The 17,047-nt window shown below is 36.6% G+C and carries 18 protein-coding genes, 3 tRNA genes and 1 other RNA gene; 3 read left to right on the top strand and 19 right to left on the bottom strand.

The features are described 5' to 3' along the window. Positions 1-329: 329 nt before the first annotated feature. The 4 genes from BMX83_RS05280 to dnaX form a co-directional block, all read right to left on the bottom strand. Positions 330-551, bottom strand: coding sequence for a YaaL family protein (locus BMX83_RS05280; protein ID WP_177170508.1), 222 nt, complete (start codon positions 549-551; stop codon positions 330-332). A 13-nt stretch (positions 552-564) separates the two neighbouring features. Further along, positions 565-1,161, bottom strand: coding sequence for a recombination mediator RecR (gene recR / locus BMX83_RS05285; protein WP_091634350.1), 597 nt, complete (start codon positions 1,159-1,161; stop codon positions 565-567). A 64-nt stretch (positions 1,162-1,225) separates the two neighbouring features. Continuing rightward, positions 1,226-1,543, bottom strand: a complete 318-nt coding sequence (locus tag BMX83_RS05290) for a YbaB/EbfC family nucleoid-associated protein (RefSeq protein ID WP_218141925.1) — start codon at positions 1,541-1,543, stop codon at positions 1,226-1,228. 22 nt (positions 1,544-1,565) lie between these two features. After that, positions 1,566-3,302, bottom strand: a complete 1,737-nt coding sequence (gene dnaX, locus BMX83_RS05295) for a DNA polymerase III subunit gamma/tau (RefSeq protein WP_091634354.1) — start codon at positions 3,300-3,302, stop codon at positions 1,566-1,568. Positions 3,303-3,599: 297 nt separating this feature from the next. On the opposite strand from dnaX, the gene BMX83_RS05300 reads away from it, so the two are divergent. Next, on the top strand, positions 3,600-4,460 hold the full coding sequence (locus tag BMX83_RS05300) for a DUF368 domain-containing protein (RefSeq protein WP_091634357.1): 861 nt from the start codon (positions 3,600-3,602) through the stop codon (positions 4,458-4,460). An 87-nt stretch (positions 4,461-4,547) separates the two neighbouring features. On the opposite strand, the gene ffs is transcribed toward BMX83_RS05300, so the two are convergent. The 8 genes from ffs to BMX83_RS05335 form a co-directional block, all read right to left on the bottom strand. Further along, positions 4,548-4,637: signal recognition particle sRNA small type (ffs, locus tag BMX83_RS05305), an RNA gene on the bottom strand. A gap of 51 nt (positions 4,638-4,688) precedes the next feature. Beyond that, on the bottom strand, positions 4,689-4,895 hold the full coding sequence (locus tag BMX83_RS10740) for a hypothetical protein (protein WP_143059491.1): 207 nt from the start codon (positions 4,893-4,895) through the stop codon (positions 4,689-4,691). Between the two features lie 496 nt (positions 4,896-5,391). Beyond that, positions 5,392-6,672 carry an ABC transporter permease gene (locus BMX83_RS05310; RefSeq protein WP_091634359.1) on the bottom strand — a complete coding sequence of 427 codons (1,281 nt, stop codon included), beginning with the start codon at positions 6,670-6,672 and terminating at the stop codon, positions 5,392-5,394. Then, a complete protein-coding gene (locus BMX83_RS05315) occupies positions 6,665-7,564 on the bottom strand; it encodes an ABC transporter ATP-binding protein (protein ID WP_091634362.1) in 900 nt (299 codons plus the stop codon). The genes BMX83_RS05310 and BMX83_RS05315 overlap by 8 nt, the downstream gene beginning before the upstream one ends. A gap of 173 nt (positions 7,565-7,737) precedes the next feature. Further along, positions 7,738-8,331 (bottom strand): SdpI family protein, encoded by a 594-nt coding sequence (locus tag BMX83_RS05320; RefSeq protein ID WP_091634364.1) that lies wholly within the window; start codon positions 8,329-8,331, stop codon positions 7,738-7,740. A 5-nt stretch (positions 8,332-8,336) separates the two neighbouring features. Beyond that, positions 8,337-8,597, bottom strand: coding sequence for an autorepressor SdpR family transcription factor (locus BMX83_RS05325; protein ID WP_091634367.1), 261 nt, complete (start codon positions 8,595-8,597; stop codon positions 8,337-8,339). Positions 8,598-8,812: 215 nt separating this feature from the next. Then, positions 8,813-9,217: a secondary thiamine-phosphate synthase enzyme YjbQ gene (locus tag BMX83_RS05330; RefSeq protein ID WP_091634369.1), complete on the bottom strand. Its 405-nt coding sequence runs from the start codon at positions 9,215-9,217 to the stop codon at positions 8,813-8,815. A gap of 78 nt (positions 9,218-9,295) precedes the next feature. After that, positions 9,296-10,330, bottom strand: coding sequence for a branched-chain amino acid aminotransferase (locus BMX83_RS05335; protein ID WP_091634372.1), 1,035 nt, complete (start codon positions 10,328-10,330; stop codon positions 9,296-9,298). A 131-nt stretch (positions 10,331-10,461) separates the two neighbouring features. Between BMX83_RS05335 and proC the strand changes: the two genes are divergently transcribed. Then, positions 10,462-11,265, top strand: coding sequence for a pyrroline-5-carboxylate reductase (gene proC / locus BMX83_RS05340; RefSeq protein ID WP_177170509.1), 804 nt, complete (start codon positions 10,462-10,464; stop codon positions 11,263-11,265). Between the two features lie 25 nt (positions 11,266-11,290). Here proC and tadA read toward each other — a convergent pair whose 3' ends face one another. Further along, positions 11,291-11,803, bottom strand: coding sequence for a tRNA adenosine(34) deaminase TadA (tadA, locus tag BMX83_RS05345; protein ID WP_091634377.1), 513 nt, complete (start codon positions 11,801-11,803; stop codon positions 11,291-11,293). A gap of 98 nt (positions 11,804-11,901) precedes the next feature. Here tadA and BMX83_RS05350 point away from each other — a divergent pair, with 98 nt between their 5' ends. Beyond that, positions 11,902-12,765 carry a helix-turn-helix domain-containing protein gene (locus tag BMX83_RS05350; RefSeq protein WP_091634380.1) on the top strand — a complete coding sequence of 288 codons (864 nt, stop codon included), beginning with the start codon at positions 11,902-11,904 and terminating at the stop codon, positions 12,763-12,765. A 187-nt stretch (positions 12,766-12,952) separates the two neighbouring features. Here BMX83_RS05350 and BMX83_RS05355 read toward each other — a convergent pair whose 3' ends face one another. The 6 genes from BMX83_RS05355 to BMX83_RS05380 all read right to left on the bottom strand — a co-directional run bounded on the left by BMX83_RS05355 (position 12,953) and on the right by BMX83_RS05380 (position 16,935). Further along, positions 12,953-13,312 carry a hypothetical protein gene (locus BMX83_RS05355; RefSeq protein WP_091634382.1) on the bottom strand — a complete coding sequence of 120 codons (360 nt, stop codon included), beginning with the start codon at positions 13,310-13,312 and terminating at the stop codon, positions 12,953-12,955. 151 nt (positions 13,313-13,463) lie between these two features. Beyond that, positions 13,464-15,956 carry an ATP-dependent Clp protease ATP-binding subunit gene (locus BMX83_RS05360; protein ID WP_091634385.1) on the bottom strand — a complete coding sequence of 831 codons (2,493 nt, stop codon included), beginning with the start codon at positions 15,954-15,956 and terminating at the stop codon, positions 13,464-13,466. A gap of 5 nt (positions 15,957-15,961) precedes the next feature. Next, on the bottom strand, positions 15,962-16,447 hold the full coding sequence (locus tag BMX83_RS05365; RefSeq protein ID WP_091634388.1) for a CtsR family transcriptional regulator: 486 nt from the start codon (positions 16,445-16,447) through the stop codon (positions 15,962-15,964). Between the two features lie 230 nt (positions 16,448-16,677). Beyond that, a tRNA-Arg gene (locus tag BMX83_RS05370) sits at positions 16,678-16,751 on the bottom strand. A gap of 27 nt (positions 16,752-16,778) precedes the next feature. Continuing rightward, positions 16,779-16,851: transfer RNA gene (locus BMX83_RS05375), tRNA-Lys, on the bottom strand. 11 nt (positions 16,852-16,862) lie between these two features. Beyond that, a tRNA-Val gene (locus BMX83_RS05380) sits at positions 16,863-16,935 on the bottom strand. Between the last annotated feature and the right edge of the window lie 112 nt (positions 16,936-17,047).

The following is a 17,047-nucleotide window of genomic DNA, read 5'->3' on the forward strand; positions in this document are numbered from 1 at the left end:
CCCTCCTTTATAGCTATATTGACATAGTAAATATATAGAGTTTATAAAAATACGTACTAATCACAAAACTGTATCCCTTTACATTTAGAAGGTTTCACAGCTTTATTGAAAAGCGATTATATGTACTCATTTAAAAATATAATCGTATAATTACTGTTTATAATCACCCGTATCTAATAGTCTAGTCTACATGCTTATCTTTGTCAACGTTTTCATAAAAATAATTATATAACTCTAATAAAGTTAGACACATTCTTTACGCAAAGTTGAAGTATCATTTTTTAACTAAAAAAGCCGATGATAGTCATCGGCTTCAGTAAACAATGTATTCAATTCAGAATATCTCCATTTATTTTTCTTATCCGAGCCTCTTTAAATAAATAGAAATACAATGATTTTTGTAAATCATAATGTGCTTGCCATTCTGGATGCTTATCAACAATTACTTTTTCGATATGCTGACACTCATCACAGAGTCTTTTTTGCGATTGTATTAAGTCGATAAGCTTTTCGTCGTACGTTTGTTGTAATTTTTTATTTCTATTAAACAATATTCTCTTACACCTACATTTCCCTTCGGCCTTCTACAGCTTTCAATAAGGTCACCTCATCAGCATATTCAATATCACTGCCGATAGATAAGCCATGTGCCAAACGAGTGACTTTAATACCGGATGGTTTAATAAGACGCGAGAGGTACATGGCTGTTGCTTCACCTTCAACTGTGGCATTGGTCGCAAGGATGACTTCTTTAACTTCATCTTTTTGTAGACGCTTAATTAAAACAGGTATATTGATATCCTCTGGCCCAGTCCCTTCTATAGGTGACAATACGCCATGTAACACATGATATAAGCCTTTGAAATCTTGCATTTTTTCCATCGAGATTACATCTTTGGTGTGTTCTACCACTAAAATAACAGATTGGTCCCGGTTTTTATCTTCACAAATATCACAGGGATCATTTTGTGTCATGTTTCCACAAATAGAACAATTCTGTAAATCTCTTTTCACACTGATCAATGATTTTGCAAAGCGTGTAACGTCTTCCTCTTGCATATTGACCGTGTAAAAAGCTAAGCGTGCTGCTGTTTTTTCTCCAATTCCTGGTAATTTCATATAGCTTTCCATTAGTTGTGCGATTGGTTCTGGATAATGCATAGCTGTTTCCTTTCTCAAAGAAAGCCCCAAATTTAATTGAGGCTTTCATTCTTTATCTGAATGTTTACATTCCAGGTATACCTAGACCTTTAGAGTATTTACCCATGGTTTTTTCTGTTTCCGTGTCAATTTTTCCTAAAGCATCATTGACAGCAAGTAAGACTAAATCTTCGATAATCTCTGCATCTTCCGGATCAACGATTTCCTCTTTGATTGAAACATTCTTACATTTCTTATCTCCAGTAAATGTTACGGTTACCAAGTCGTTATTCGCCGTTCCAGTAAATTCTTTCTCATTCAACTCAGCCTGACTTTGTTCCATTTCTTTCTGCATTTTTTGCATTTTTTTCATCATACCTTGCATATTTCCCATTCCACGCATGTTCATCATCCTTTTCTTTAATTTAGTCGGTGATTGTTACGTTTTCTTTCCCAAAGAGATTAACTGCCTCACTAACCACAGCATCCACTTCTTCTGTTTCTTTTGGTGCTTGTTCTTTTTCTTGGTTATCCGTTTCTTCTTGACCATCATTTTTCATTTGATCAATAAATGCCTGACGTACCTCCAACCATTGATTAGAAGGAACGGTTGCCATGTCCGCCCGATGTCCGATAACTTTTTCTAAGTAATCGCCCACCGCATCAATCAATATGGTATCATTGGCGGCTCTCTCACATAGAATATCATAATCGAATGTAACGACCAAACCATTTGGGCTTGCGGCGACTGGCTTAGATGTGTTCATTATTGCTTTTTGACTAGTCGATAAGGCATTAATCAGATCAGGCCAGAGATCTTTCAACTTAGCCAAGTCATTTCTTGTCGCATGCTCTAGTATACCAAAAACCTGATGTCGATTAACTTTAAATACAGTTTGACCTGCATTTTTTCTTGCAGGTTTACGTTTTGGTGTTTTAGTTGCTTCATTGTTTACACCATTTTGCTGCATTTGCTCAATGACTTTTTGCATTTGATTCAATCTGTTTTTAAGCGTTCTTAGTTCCTGACTTTCATCAGTATCTCTTGTAGTCGTTGGGGCAGAGTCCGTTGCTATTTCTGGTTTAACTTGAGCAAGTCGAACCGTTGCAACTTCTAAGTATACCTCTGCATGCGTCGAGATGCGCATTTCTTGCTGTGTTTGGTTCATGATTTCTATAATATCATAAATTTTTTCAGGCTGAGCCTCAGCAATTAGTGTATTAAAACGATCATCTACTTTACTCATTTTCAACAGATTCTCATCTTTTGTTTTCTGGTATATGAGAATGTCACGTGAAAAGAGTATAACGTCGCCGACTAAGCGATTTGCATCTTTTCCTTCTTGCATCATTTGATGAAGCAGTTCCAGTCCTTTTTCAGTGTTATGATTCAAGGCTGCTGAGATATAGTCAATCATCAATTCTTGCGTGACACTTCCTGTTATCCTCAGCGTATCATCAAGGGTAACTGCGCCATCAGAAAATGAGATGACTTGATCTAAAATACTTAATGCATCTCGCATGCCGCCTTCTGCTGCTTTAGCAATACTCATAAGCGCATCAGGATCAAATTCAATATTTTTTTCATTTAATATATAGGTCATTCTTTTAATAATATCTTGAGCTGAAATACGTCTGAAATCAAATCGTTGCGTTCGTGATATGATTGTTAACGGAATCTTATGTGGTTCTGTTGTTGCTAAAATGAAAACAACATTCATGGGTGGTTCTTCAAGTGTTTTCAGTAAGGCATTAAAGGCACCCATTGAAAGCATATGGACTTCATCTATGATGTACACTTTATACTCTGCCTCTGTCGGTGCGTAATTTGCTTTCTCTCTAATGTCACGTATTTCTTCTACACCATTGTTACTTGCGGCATCGATTTCAATAACGTCACCAAGTTTACCTTGTGTAATTGATTGACAAAGGTTACATTCGTTACACGGTTCACCATCTTTTGGGTTTTTACAGTTCATTGCTTTGGCAAATATTTTTGCAGCACTTGTCTTCCCGGTTCCCCGTGGTCCAGAAAACAAATAGGCATGACTCGTATTCCCATGACTCAATGCATTTCTTAAAGTTCTAGTCACTGCTTCTTGGCCGGCAATATCCTTGAATTGCTGAGGCCTCCAGACACGATATAATGCTTGATAGCTCATGTTTCCCCTCTTTTCTCAGTAAATCAGTCTCTTAACCATTATAGGTCAATTTCTGTTTAATTCCAAAGTTTATTTTAATATTTTAATCTTGAAAGTATAAAGTTGATAGTGTCTTTATTTTCCTGCTTTTTTCTATTCTAAAAAATCACTGACTGCTATATACGCAAGGGTTGGCGCTTAATTAAACACACATTCTTTCCCTTTTAGAACATAGTTTGGTAAACTAGTTCCAACTTAAGATCTTAATTAAACTTAATTTCCAAAATAGACTACTGAAGCATAAAGGAGTAACCGCCGATGAAAAAGCATAAAGAATCAAGTCGTTCTCAACTTATCGATTGGCTTCTACGTGTGTTGAAAGGCACACTTATTGGATCTGGAGCGATTCTTCCGGGAGTCAGCGGTGGCGCCTTGGCAGCTGTTTTTGGTTTGTATAAACCGCTTATCTTATTTATTTCAGATATTACCAATCAGTTTATGAAAGGAATAAAGTTCTTTCTCCCTGTTGGTATCGGCGCGGTTCTCGGCGTGTTTGTCTTAGCTTATCCTTTAAATTACGGTCTAGATTACTACCCTGTTCACATTCTTTGGGCCTTTATTGGAACAATTATTGGAACTCTCCCTACCTTGTATCGTGAAGCAGGAAAAAACGGAAGAAAGGCTCATCATATTTATTTAGCTGTTATTTCAAGTGTGGTTATGTTCATTCTATTGTTATGGGCAAATAAAAACCTTGATTTACAGGTTGAGCAAAACAGTGTGACTTGGTTACTATCGGGTGCTATTTTTGCTTCTGGCTTTATTGTTCCAGGGTTAAGTCCTTCAAATTTTTTAATCTATCTGAATTTATATCAGCCTTTAACGAAAGCTATTCGTGTGTTAGATTTTTCAGTTTTAATTCCCGTAGCTGTTGGAGCAATCATTTGTATCTTTCTTTTTGCAAAAGCTATTCAATATTTATTAGATATTGCTTATGCTACTGTTTTTCACTTTGTCTTTGGTGTCGTTGTTGCTTCCACTATAATTATTGCTCCATCAGCTGATATGTACAACGGGCTTTCTGTACTTGATTATGGCGTCGTTATTCTGCTTTTCTTTTTAGGGTTAGCCCTTGGCTTCTGGATGGGACGTTTAGAAGATACTTATAAAAAAGATTAGGCTCGCTATACTAAATGGAAAAGAGATACCCCTAACAATTGTTAGGGGTATCTCTTTCTATGAATATGTTTCAAGTATTCATGGCTATGTAATCACATGACACATGACGGAACGATACTTAGTGCTGCTTCCTTCCGGACCTGACACGGTTCGTATGTCCGCCATTGCCATGTGGCCTCTCGGCAATTACTATAATAGCACAGGTAGGATTTTTTTTCCAGGGTAAATTTAAAAAGAACATCCAAAACCATTGATCGCTCTAATAACTCGCGAACTGCTCTTCGATGCAATAATCGGAATGATTAAAAAGACGGATAATAGTACGAAAACTGCTGTGATAACTGTTTCTGGTAGAAAGTAAGTAATAACTTGAAGGATCATGAAATACAGAATATAAAATCCGATACTAAATACTGGACACATCAATCGTTTCATTCTTGTCACTCCTTATGATAAAACAGTTTACCATCTCTATTCGTCTTTGACCAGTCTTACTAGGCTATAGATAAATAGAATGTTGGAATCTCAAAAGCTATACATTAAATTTAGTAATGACAAACCAAGCCTAGGACTTGGTTTTTTGATTATATATCGTCATTTTTGATTTTCGATATTCTTTTGTACCCTTCGGAGTCTTTTTTAATCCTTGAAGGGCGCGCATTTGCTGTTTATGTGACCTTCGCTACTTTTTACAACTCGGGAAGGGTACACATTTCATGTTTGTGTGACCTTCGCTACTCTTTACAACTCGGGAAGGGTACGCATTTCATGTTTGTATGACCTTCGCTACTCATTACAACTCGGGAAGGGCGCGCATTTCATGTTTGTATGACCTTCGCTACTCATTACAACTCGGGAAGGGCGCGCATTCAAAATAAAAAATCAACTCACAAGAAAAGAGGCTGAAAAATCAGCCTCTTTCCTATTTATATTATTGACTATTATTTTTACGTGCTTTTCTATTACTTTGCATGATACTCCATGATCGTTTGATTGTTCCCAAGAGATTCGTGTCTGAGTATATCAATACATTTGAGCGATAGAACGCTAAGGAAACGAAAGATATTAGTATTGCGAATCCAATTGTTCCAATGATTGATAACCATATACCCAATGTTGAAACGGTTTCCGCAGCTATTCTAAATGGCATAACGAAAGGCGTGAACAATGGAATATATGAAAAGACTTCAACAAATGTATTATCAGGAGAAGTAAAGGCGAATATCCCTATATAAAATCCGATTAATGCCATAAACACAATAGGCGTTACTGCTTTATTTACATCTTCCATTTTAGTAGCTAGTGAGCCAAAGAAGGCAGCTAAAACGACGTACATTAACACGCCTGCGATAAAGAAGATGATTGTAAACCCTAGGAGTTCTTGAAGTATAGAGGCTAAGTCTATTTGGTTAAGAGCACTTTGCACGATATCAGCATCTTTGAAGTAGATATACGCACCGAAACCAATCACAGCATAGATAGTTATTTGTGTTAGGAGCACAAGCATCACTCCGGTTAATTTTCCAAAGAAGTGGTTTGTTGCACTAGCACTCGATAAAATAATTTCCATAATACGCGTGCCTTTCTCATTTGCGACCTCTTCTGCAATAATCCCAGCATATGTCATAATAAATATCATAATAGCTATACTCACAAAGTACGCACTACCTTGCTGCACAATCGTATCTGAAAAATCTTCTTCCGTCAGTGAGCCTTCTTCAATATCCACATGTTGCTCAACCAAAGTCACTGGTTCAGATAATTTTGCTACGTCTTCTTGCCCTAAATTCAATTCATCAGCTCTTAACATTGTCTGAAAATTAGATAAACTTTCTTGAATAATGCTTGACTGATCTGAAAAATCGTCCGTATAAACAAGTTCGGCGTTTACCGTCCCATTTTCTACTTCAGCAGTTAAATAGCCACTAATTGACTCATCAAGCAGAGCTTCTTCTGCTTCGGATTCTTCCTTAATGTCATCATCGATTTGGAAGTCCCAGTCTTGTGATGAAAATATTTGGTTAATTGTTTCGTTTTCAGATATTACAGCAATCTGTGTATCAGGTTCTGTCTGTTCCTCTTGAGAAAAGTAATAGGTTATACCCGCTACCACAGCTACTAGAACTAAAGGAGATAATACCATCGCTATAAATCCAAATGATTTGATATTCTTTTTATAAACCTCTTTAGTGATAACCCAATATTTATTCATTGTTTTCACCAGCCATTCGTTTGAATATTTCTTCTAAGGTAGGTGGTTGTTGACTAAATGTTGGAATATAGCCATTTTTAGTTGCTTCATTAAATATTAATTTACCATCTTCTGTATCCGTCAAGTACACTATATCGATATTATCGCTTGTTTTCTCTACCTGTTTCACTCCTGGGAACTGTTTAAGGTCTTCGTGCGATAAATCAGATTCTAAGAACAACTTAGTTCTCCCGAATTGCTGACGGATATCTTTAACTGTTCCGTTTAGTACAGGCCTACCATCCTTCAGCATGATCAAGCTATGACACAGCTCTTCTACGTTATTCATATTATGACTTGAAAAGATAATGCTTGCCCCATTTGCCTGAGCTTCACGAATGCCATCTTCAAGAAGCTCAGCGTTGACTGGGTCAAGTCCGCTAAAGGGTTCATCTAAAATAATTAATTCCGGCTGATGTATCAACGTCGAGATTAACTGAACTTTTTGCTGGTTACCTTTTGATAATGTTTTGACTTTATCTGTTTTTTTACCTTTTACATCAAACTTTTCCAACCAGTGATCAATTAAAGGTTTGATTTCACTTTTTTTCTTTCCTCGTAATTGTGCAAAATACAGCAGTTGGTTTTCAATCGTTACCTTTGGATACAAGCCACGTTCTTCTGGCAGGTAACCAATTTTATTAAAGGTTTCTGTCGTTAGGTATTTATTATTCCAAAGAACATGACCGTTGTCAGGTGTCAATAAGTTTAGAATGATTCGAAATGTTGTTGTTTTACCAGCACCATTTTGACCGATTAAACCCATGATTTCTCCTGGCTTTATATTGAATTCCAAATCGTCCACTGCCGTAAGCGAGCCAAACGTTTTCTTTATATTTTTTACCTCTAGCATGTCTCTCCTTCTTTCTATTTAAATGTACTTATTTATCTTTGTAAACCATTACTATTATAACATTGTATTATAATTTACGAAACAATTAAGCTAGTAAAAAGCCAAGACTATTTCATTCTTTCATCACTAACTTTTCATATTTTGACTGAATCGCTTCATTCATTGGTGCTGATTTATTTTCCACCCATACGTTTATAATATATCCATCCTGAATAAATGCCAGGGATAGCTATCCATGTAATTATACCATACGTTGCTACGTCGTTTACCTTTACTCCAAGTAAAAATGCCGTCAGCATAATAATGATTATTGGAAATGTAAGATAACCTAACCATCTATGAGCGACTCTCCACGTTTCTTCATCCCTAATCGTCCATGGAAGTCTAAGCCCCATATAACGATTAAATGGTAACTTAGGTGACGTATTACCTATAATTCCCATAATGACTAATACCACTATAAAGGTTATTCCTCTGTCATTATTTGATAATAGTAACTGGGCTTTTGGATACCAGAGTATAAAGGTAAATAATGCGGCGAAAAATAAAATGAAGAATCTGTTTAGTCGTCTCATTGTTTTTACTTTGGGATTAGTTTCAGAAAGCTTGGCAATACGTGGTGTAAAAATATCTAGTAAACCTAACGCGATAATTACCGCTACACCAATCAGGATAATGCTCGATTGACTTTTCTCTTGTATAAATGATAAAGCAATAATTGCTACGGATAAAAGTGTGATCGGCCAAATAATTGTTGTTTTTTTCATATTTACTACTCCTTTTCGAATAAATCCATAAAACCACTTACTGTTTCTTGAAGCACGGTCAGATTAATCGAATATATTCGGTATAATCCCTGTTTCTCTGCACTAACTAACTCTGCTTCTTTTAAAATGTCCAAATGCTTGGATATAGCGGGCTTAGATATTTCAAAGTGTTCAGCTATTTCTCCAGCAGACCTATCTCTATCTCGAAGCAAACTAAGTATTTCTCTTCGAGTCGGATCCCCTAATGCTTTAAATACGCCCCCCATTTTTCTACCTTCTTCCTTGTTTTTATACTCTGTTTAACTATTTAGCTAATTAGTTAAACAAAGTTTAATACTTTACGTAAAATAAGTCAAGCATATCATTACTCTACATAAGCACATTTAAATGCGATAGCATCCTTACTATGAAAAGTTGAATCTGATCTCCTCAATAAAAAAAGAGAGGACGTTTGCCTCTCTCATTTGACTACACAGTTTAATTATCCTTCAAGAATTTTTATATAAAACGTACGGGTTCTAGGTCCATCAAATTCTGCAAAGTAAACACTTTGCCATGTTCCAAAAATAATTTTTCCTTCGTGAATAATCAATGACTCACTCGCCCCGACAAGCGATGACTTCAGATGCCCATCAGAATTTCCTTCCATATGAACAAAATAATCATGGTTTGGGAAAGTGTCATTTAATGCTCGTTTTAAATCTATTCTCACATCAGGATCTGCATTCTCGTTTATTGTTATCCCCGCAGTGGTATGCGGACAATAGACAAGCATTATTCCTTCCTTGATGCCACTATCTTCTAGTGCTTCGTTGAGGTAAGTATCTAACGACTTTAGTTCTTGTTTATCTCGTGTCGATAATGAAACCTTTTTTACATAGCTCATCCTTATTCCCCCCTCTATCTTCTTTATTAATCATAACGAATTTTATAGTTTAATCAAAAAGGAAGGTTTTGTATCATATTAGGATACTGTTTCTATCCATCCCTCTGGAGCCTTTATGTCACCGAATTGTATTCCTGTTAATTCATTATATAATGCCCTTGTTACAGGGCCAACTTCATTTTCTGAATAAAAAACATGAAAATCATTCTCTACTTGGAGGCCGCCTATTGGTGAGACTACGGCCGCCGTTCCACAGGCACCAGCCTCTTTGAAGCGATCCAGTTCATCAATATAAATATCGCCTTCTTTGACTTCCATATTTAATCGATTCTCCGCCAACCACATTAGAGAACGCTTAGTAATACTGTTCAGAATGGACGGGGATTGAGGTGTTATGAATGTATCCTCTTGAGTGATACCAAAAAAGTTAGCCGCACCGACTTCTTCAATTTTAGTGTGTGTCGCCGGGTCAAGATATACGGCATCACTGAACTGACGCTCCTTTGCTTCTTTTCCAGGGAGAAGACTCGCAGCATAATTTCCACCCACCTTGGCTGCTCCTGTACCTTTGGGTGCTGCTCGATCATAAGTACTGACGTAAAAATTTGACGGTTTCAATCCTCCTTTGAAGTATGAACCAACCGGTGTGACGAATATAGAAAAAAGATACTCTTCAGCTGGTTTGAGTCCAATGTTGTCCCCAACCCCAATCATAAATGGACGAATATACAAAGCGCTGCCCGTTCCATAAGGAGGAATAAATTCCTCATTTGCCTTAACAACTTTTTTTACAGCTTCAACGAAGGCATCCTCTGGGTAATATGGCATTAACAACCGTTCACAACTACGCCTCATCCTTTTGGCATTTTCAAAAGGTCTAAATATATTGATTGTCCCATCTTTTGTCCGATAAGCTTTCATCCCCTCAAAACATTGCTGCCCGTAATGTAATGCTGGTGATCCTTCAGAAATATGTAATTTATTATCTGTTGTAAGCGCGCCTTCTTCCCACTGCCCTTCTTTAAAACGGTCTATAAAGCGGTAGTCTGTTTTGATATAAGAAAAGCCTAAAGTATCCCAATCTAATTTTGGTTTGTTGCTATTGTTTTGCATTATGTTTAATTCCACCCTCTCTATTTATACACTTTATAATTATAACAAAAAATTAGCGCGGTTTTCACTTTGGAAATATAATTAAACGAATGACCAAAATTATGATAAACTACAGTAAAAGGGATGATATTATGAAAATTGGTTTTATTGGATTTGGAAACATGGCTAAATCCATCGCATCAGGTTTATTGGCAAATAATATATTGGAAAAAAAAGAACTTTCCTTTTCTACACGTTCAAAAGAAAGCCGAATGGCCATTGAACAAGAATGGGAAATAAATGGTTTAGCGTCAAATCAGGCAGTCTTGGATTGTTCAGATGTTGTTTTACTATCCGTAAAACCTTACCAAGTCGATCAGGTTCTGAATGAGCTTTCTATACCTTCCAATGTTTTGGTACTATCTATTGTTGCTGGTTTTGGAAGCGAACAACTCAATCAATACATTCCAGCGGAGCAAATTATTAGAACAATGCCTAACTTAAACGCACAGGTAAATGAATCAATGACTGCCCTTGTGGAAAATGATAAGATCTCTACTGCAGACATGGAAAAAGCGAAACTAATCTTCAATGCGATAGGTGAAGTGGTCGTCATACCAGAAGACCAATTAGGTATTTTTATTGCATTAGCGGGAAGTTCACCAGCGCTTGTCTTTTTATTTATCGACATTTTATCTCGAACTGCTGTAAAATATGGTATGCCAAAAGACAAAGCAACCCAAATCACTTCTCAAGCCGTTTTGGGTAGTGGCAAAACAGCTAAAGACGCTTCAGACTCGCCTTGGAATTTAATTGATAATGTTTCTTCTCCTGGTGGAATAACTATTGAGGCTATTTTAAATCTACTCGGATCTGACTTTTCTTCTTCACTTATTAAGGCCGTTGATGAAATGGTTCAGAAGAACGATGATATGACTAATAACTCCAATAAATAAGGCAAAGACTCTTTATCTCCAAGGTTTACTCGGATAAAGAGTCTTTATTCTTTCTTTTTTCCAATTTTTTTCTTTCTCTGAGATCTTTGAAAAATGTAGTCAATAAAGATCGGCACTCTTCCTCCATAATGCCACTGTAAACCTCGCACTGATGATTTAGACGATCATCCTCTAAAACATGCATCAAGGTCTTAGCGGCGCCACCTTTAGGATCTTCAGGACCATAATAGACACTTTTTAATCGCGAAAGAACAGCTGCCCCACTACACATAACACAGGGTTCTAGCGTAACGAATAAATGACAGTCCTCAAGTCGCCAATTACCCAATGTTATATTTGCTTCTTCAATAGCTATCATTTCTGCATGAGTCGTTGCACGTTGAGAGGTTTCCCTTTGATTATACCCACGTCCAATTATTTTATTATCCTTAACAACAACTGCTCCTATGGGTACTTCATCAATGGCTTTGGCCTTTTCTGCTTCTTTAATTGCCTCATTCATCCATTTATTTATTTCTATTTCTGTAAATTCTGTCATTTTCTCGCTCCATTTTATACATACTTCTATAGTAATTACGTTTCTAAACATTCTAGATAGTGGTAAACTAAGAATAGCATATTCAAGGAGGAAATACAGTGGATTTTTCCAAGTTAAAAAAATTATATCCTGAAGCAATGTTAAGTAAAAAACCTTTCATAAAAGGGAATACATTCCGTATTTCTTATAAAAACCAATGGATTCATATCCCAACAGAGCATATAAGTCATAGAGAAATGAACATACTAAATCTATTAAAAGAAGAAGCTCAAACAGATAGTTTCCCTATTTCTCAATCAGAATGGTTTCATTTTTTAGATGGCAGCCTAGAACATCCCCCAACAACAGACATCCCAGTGCGCTTAATTCAAATTGTACTGGAAAAAATAAACACTGACTTCGCTTATTCTACTTGGGTAGATGCTGTAGGACATATTTTTGAATCTGTTCTTGACGTCTTCTTTGTTTCTGAAGATACCTGTTTAATTATTCAAAAACATACATCAAAAGCTCTTAAGCAAAAAGAATTATTTGGTATGTTAAAAACACTGGAGGATGATTTTTCAATCCGTGCCAATGCCTACATTGGTCAATTTTGGGAATCTGATCCTCATTTAAAGACTATATTCAGAGAGGAACGTCACATTTTTCAAGAAGAATACCGGCATCTTGATTACCGTATGAATTCTCTTTCAGATGTGGCATTAAGGTATTTCACAAAAGACGCTGTCTCTCATAGCACATTGATGCTCTCCTTGAAAACAAGTATTGAAAAACAACCTGAGTGGAAAGAATTAATTTTTGCTTTATGGGAGAACCAAGGAAATGTCACGGTGGCAGCTAAACAGCTTTTTATTCATAGAAACACGTTGCAGTATCGAATGGATCGTTATTATGATTCAACAGGTTTGTCATTAAAAAATATGAATGACTTACTTTTAAGTTTTTTAATCATTTCATAATTAGTGTAAACAAAGAACAAATCACAAGTTCTTTCCCGGAATCACTGGAATAAATAAGCAGGTGATTACTGTTGTTGTCTATTTTCACTCAACGAAAAGGCTTGTTTACTCTGTGTGGCACATTTGAATTAATACGTCGGAAACGTAAAAGAGGCGGAGACTATATAGTCTCCGCCTCTTTATTTTTTTATCTTTTAAGCTTGTTCATAACTTTTTTTGATTCTTTTTTCTTATCTTGCACATAATCTTTAAGATCATCCGTCATATTTGAAAACTTACTTTCTAAATCCTTCACCTTGTCGGCAGTACCAAGGAGGTTATTGATTTCATCATCAGATAAGTTGTCTACGACATTTCTAGCTTTTTTATTTCCGTTAAATTTACTGCCAACGTAGTGTTTTGCTTTCTGGCGATTAACTACCGACTTTGTTTTTGTCTTGGCTTTATCTGAAGTAAACAAGAGTGTAAGTAAGCCAAATATGAAGGCTACCCCAACACCGATTAATATATTTTTTTGATTATCATCTAACTGCTTATTTTCGTCCATACTCTCTTCATCCTTTCGTCAATTGATTGATTAATTACATCTTAACAAAGATGGCCCTATAAAACTAAACATAACTATTCGTTTTATACAAATTAAATCTTCCACTCAATTGTCTAGTGATCAAACAACTCGTTACAATGCTGATATTCTTCTATTTATTCGCTACAGATTTCTTTCCAGCATTCTTTTTTGATTCCCTAACTTTCAAGGTGATTTCGCCCTTTGTTGCTCCGAGAGTAACTTTATCTCCAAGACTTATATCACCGGCAAGTAAAGACTCACTCAAGCGATCCTCAAAATTGTTTTGAATAGCACGTCTAAGCGGTCGCGCTCCATATTCAGGGTCAAAGCCTTCACTGGCAATAACATCCATTGCAGCTCGCGTAATTTTTAATTCAATCCCTAATTCGTTTATTCGGTCCACAACATTTTTAGTTAGCAATTCAACAATTTCTCTCAGCTCATCTTTTTTCAGCGACTGGAAAACAATGGTGTCGTCTACTCGATTTAAAAATTCAGGACGGAAAGAACTTTTCAATTCTTCACGAATGCGTTTTTCCATAGCATCATGATCAAACCGCTTATCTACAGCACCAAAGCCAACAGATTTTTCATCACGTAGAGCTGTTGCACCTAAGTTTGATGTCATAATCATGATGGTATTTTTGAAGTCTACTTTTCTTCCTTTACCATCAGTTAAAAGTCCATCGTCTAAAACTTGAAGTAAAATATTAAAGACATCTGGGTGAGCTTTTTCTACCTCGTCAAGCAAAATGACTGAGTAAGGTTTTTGACGGATTTTCTCTGTCAACTGTCCTCCTTCATCATAGCCTACATATCCTGGAGGTGAGCCAACTAAACGACTTGTGCTATATTTTTCCATAAATTCAGACATATCCACCCTAATTAATGCTTCTTCGCTACCAAACATTGCTTCAGCAAGTGCTTTCGCTAACTCTGTTTTCCCAACTCCGGTAGGCCCAAGGAACATGAATGAGCCAATTGGTCTATTTGGATCTTTCAAACCACTTCGTGCGCGTCTGATTGCTTTTGAAACAGCAACGACAGCTTCTTCCTGCCCGATAACTCGCTCATGAAGCACCTCTTCAAGTTTCAAGAGACGTTCACTTTCTTTCTGCTCCATTTGGTTAACAGGAATTCCCGTCCATTGAGATACAACTTCGGCTATATCAGAAGATGTCACTTCCAATCGATCATCGGTTTCTTTTTCACCTTTTTTAATAACTTTTTCAAGTTTTTTTCGTTGACGCATTTCTTTTTCTCTAATTTGTGCAGCACGTTCAAAATCTTGAGACTGAATAGCCTCCTCTTTTTGTTTGACTAAATCGTCTAGCTTTTCTGTTTCTTTTGATAAAGTCGTCGGGGTATCGCTATTATCCATTCTTACTTTGGAAGCCGATTCGTCCATCAAGTCAATCGCTTTGTCAGGTAACTGTCTAGACGTTATATAGCGTACCGAAAATTGAACAGCTGCTCGGATTGCAGCATCTTTTATTGAAACATCATGATGCTCCTCGTAGCGTTCTCTTAATCCAAATAAAATTTCTTCTGCTTCCATTTCTGTAGGAGGATCTACTTGAATAGATGCAAATCGTCTTTCAAGTGCAGCATCTTTTTCAATATGCTTTTGGTACTCATCTAATGTGGTAGCACCAATCGTCTGCAACTCTCCACGTGCGAGAGCAGGTTTCAAGATGTTTGAGGCATCAATAGCGCCTTCTGCACCTCCTGCACCTATTAATGTATGCAACTCATCAATAAATAAAATAACTTTGCCATCATGATAGATTTCATCAATGATTTTTTTCATGCGTTCTTCAAACTCACCGCGATATTTCGTTCCGGCTACAAGAGAGCCCATATCTAAAGTCATCAATCGTTTATCTGCTATAACTGGAGGAACTTCTCCTGCGATAATTTTTTGAGCTAAACCTTCAGCAATAGCGGTTTTACCCACTCCAGGTTCTCCTACTAAAACTGGATTGTTTTTTGTTCGACGGCTTAAAATTTGAATAATACGTTTTACTTCCTTATCTCTTCCAACAATTGGATCTAAACGTCCTTCGCGAGCCTGCTGGGTTAAATCTCGGGCTAGCGAATCTAACGTTGGGGTCCCACCATTTGTATCTTGGCTTCCTTTTGAACGATTATTATTTAATTTACTGCGCGTACTTTTCATTTTGGTTCCTAGCTTTTTAAGTACCAGTTGTCTGGCCTTCGCTAGGTTAACATCAAGGTTATTTAAAATTTTTGCAGATAAAATGTTTTCATCTCTCAAAAGCCCTAATAATAAGTGCTCTGTTCCTACTAATGGTCGTTTCATTCTTCTAGCTTCATCTGTAGCATATTTAATAATTTGTCTTGCTCTTGGTGAGTACGGTAAAATTGCTTGTTTTTTTACAAACTGTCTTGAACCATAAATTGAAAAATGTTCGATTTCATCTCTAACATCTTCTTCATTTATACCTAACTCTCTTAACGTTATTCCTGCAATACCTTCATTTTCAATTACTAATCCTAGTAAAAGATGTTCTGTACCAACAGTACTGTGACGGAAAGATTGGGCTTCCTCTTGGGATATCAATAGTGCTTTTTTGGCTTTATCTGTAAATAGTTCATTCATATTGGCTAGTCCGCCTTTCTCTTGTTGGGTTCTTCATAACATAGATTAACTAACATCGATCGTAATAAATTGGCACGAACACGATTATCAGTCACTCGGTTGCCCGTATAAAGTGACTTGTCCATGGCCACTATCATCAATTTCGCTTCACGTTTAGTAATAATCTTGTCATCATATAGTCTCTGGACAACTGATTTTGCATCTCTTTCAGTAATGCTATTTCCTACGATTTCAACCATAGTATTCAACATATCTAACTCATCAAGTACTTGAACTTTGATAATCCGAATATATCCACCACCACCACGCTTACTTTCTACAAGATAACCTTTTTGTATCGTAAAGCGGGTGTTGATAACATAATTGATTTGCGACGGAACACAATCGAAAAGCTCAGCTATTTCACTACGTCTGATTTCTACTTGCTCTTTTTGTTTCAATACTTTTTTCAAATAAGCTTCAATAATATCAGTCATATTTTTATTTTCCATAATTTCAAAGAGATTAACTTCATACTTTCTCTTTAGGCTACCTCCTTTATTTCTAATTTTATTCTTGACTATCTTTGACTAATAGTAATTATACCAAGAAACACTTATAATTAAAAGAGAGATGCTACTCGGAACCGATATACATTATTCCCCTTGTTTAGTTTACAAATTTAGATTACAAAAAAAGCCTTAGAATAATCTAAGACTCTTTTATATCTGTAATAATTAAACGCGCCCTAAAGGACTTGAACCCTCAACCGCCTGATCCGAAGTCAGGTGCTCTATCCAATTGAGCTAAGGACGCATTGTAATGGACTGTTACGCTTAAGAATGAGCCGTGCAGGATTCGAACCTGCGACCCTCTGATTAAAAGTCAGATGCTCTACCGACTGAGCTAACGGCTCTAAAATTAAAATGGAGGTTAACGGGCTCGAACCGCTGACCCTCTGCTTGTAAGGCAGATGCTCTCCCAACTGAGCTAAACCTCCATATTCCTTTTTAAAATAAAAAAAAGAGCTGCACGGCAACGTCCTGCTTTCACAAAGGGAAACCCTTCACTATCCTCGGCGCTGGGAAGCTTAACGGCTGTGTTCGAAATGG

The sequence above is a fragment of the Alkalibacterium gilvum genome (assembly GCF_900109085.1).
GTDB lineage: Bacteria > Bacillota > Bacilli > Lactobacillales > Carnobacteriaceae_A > Alkalibacterium > Alkalibacterium gilvum.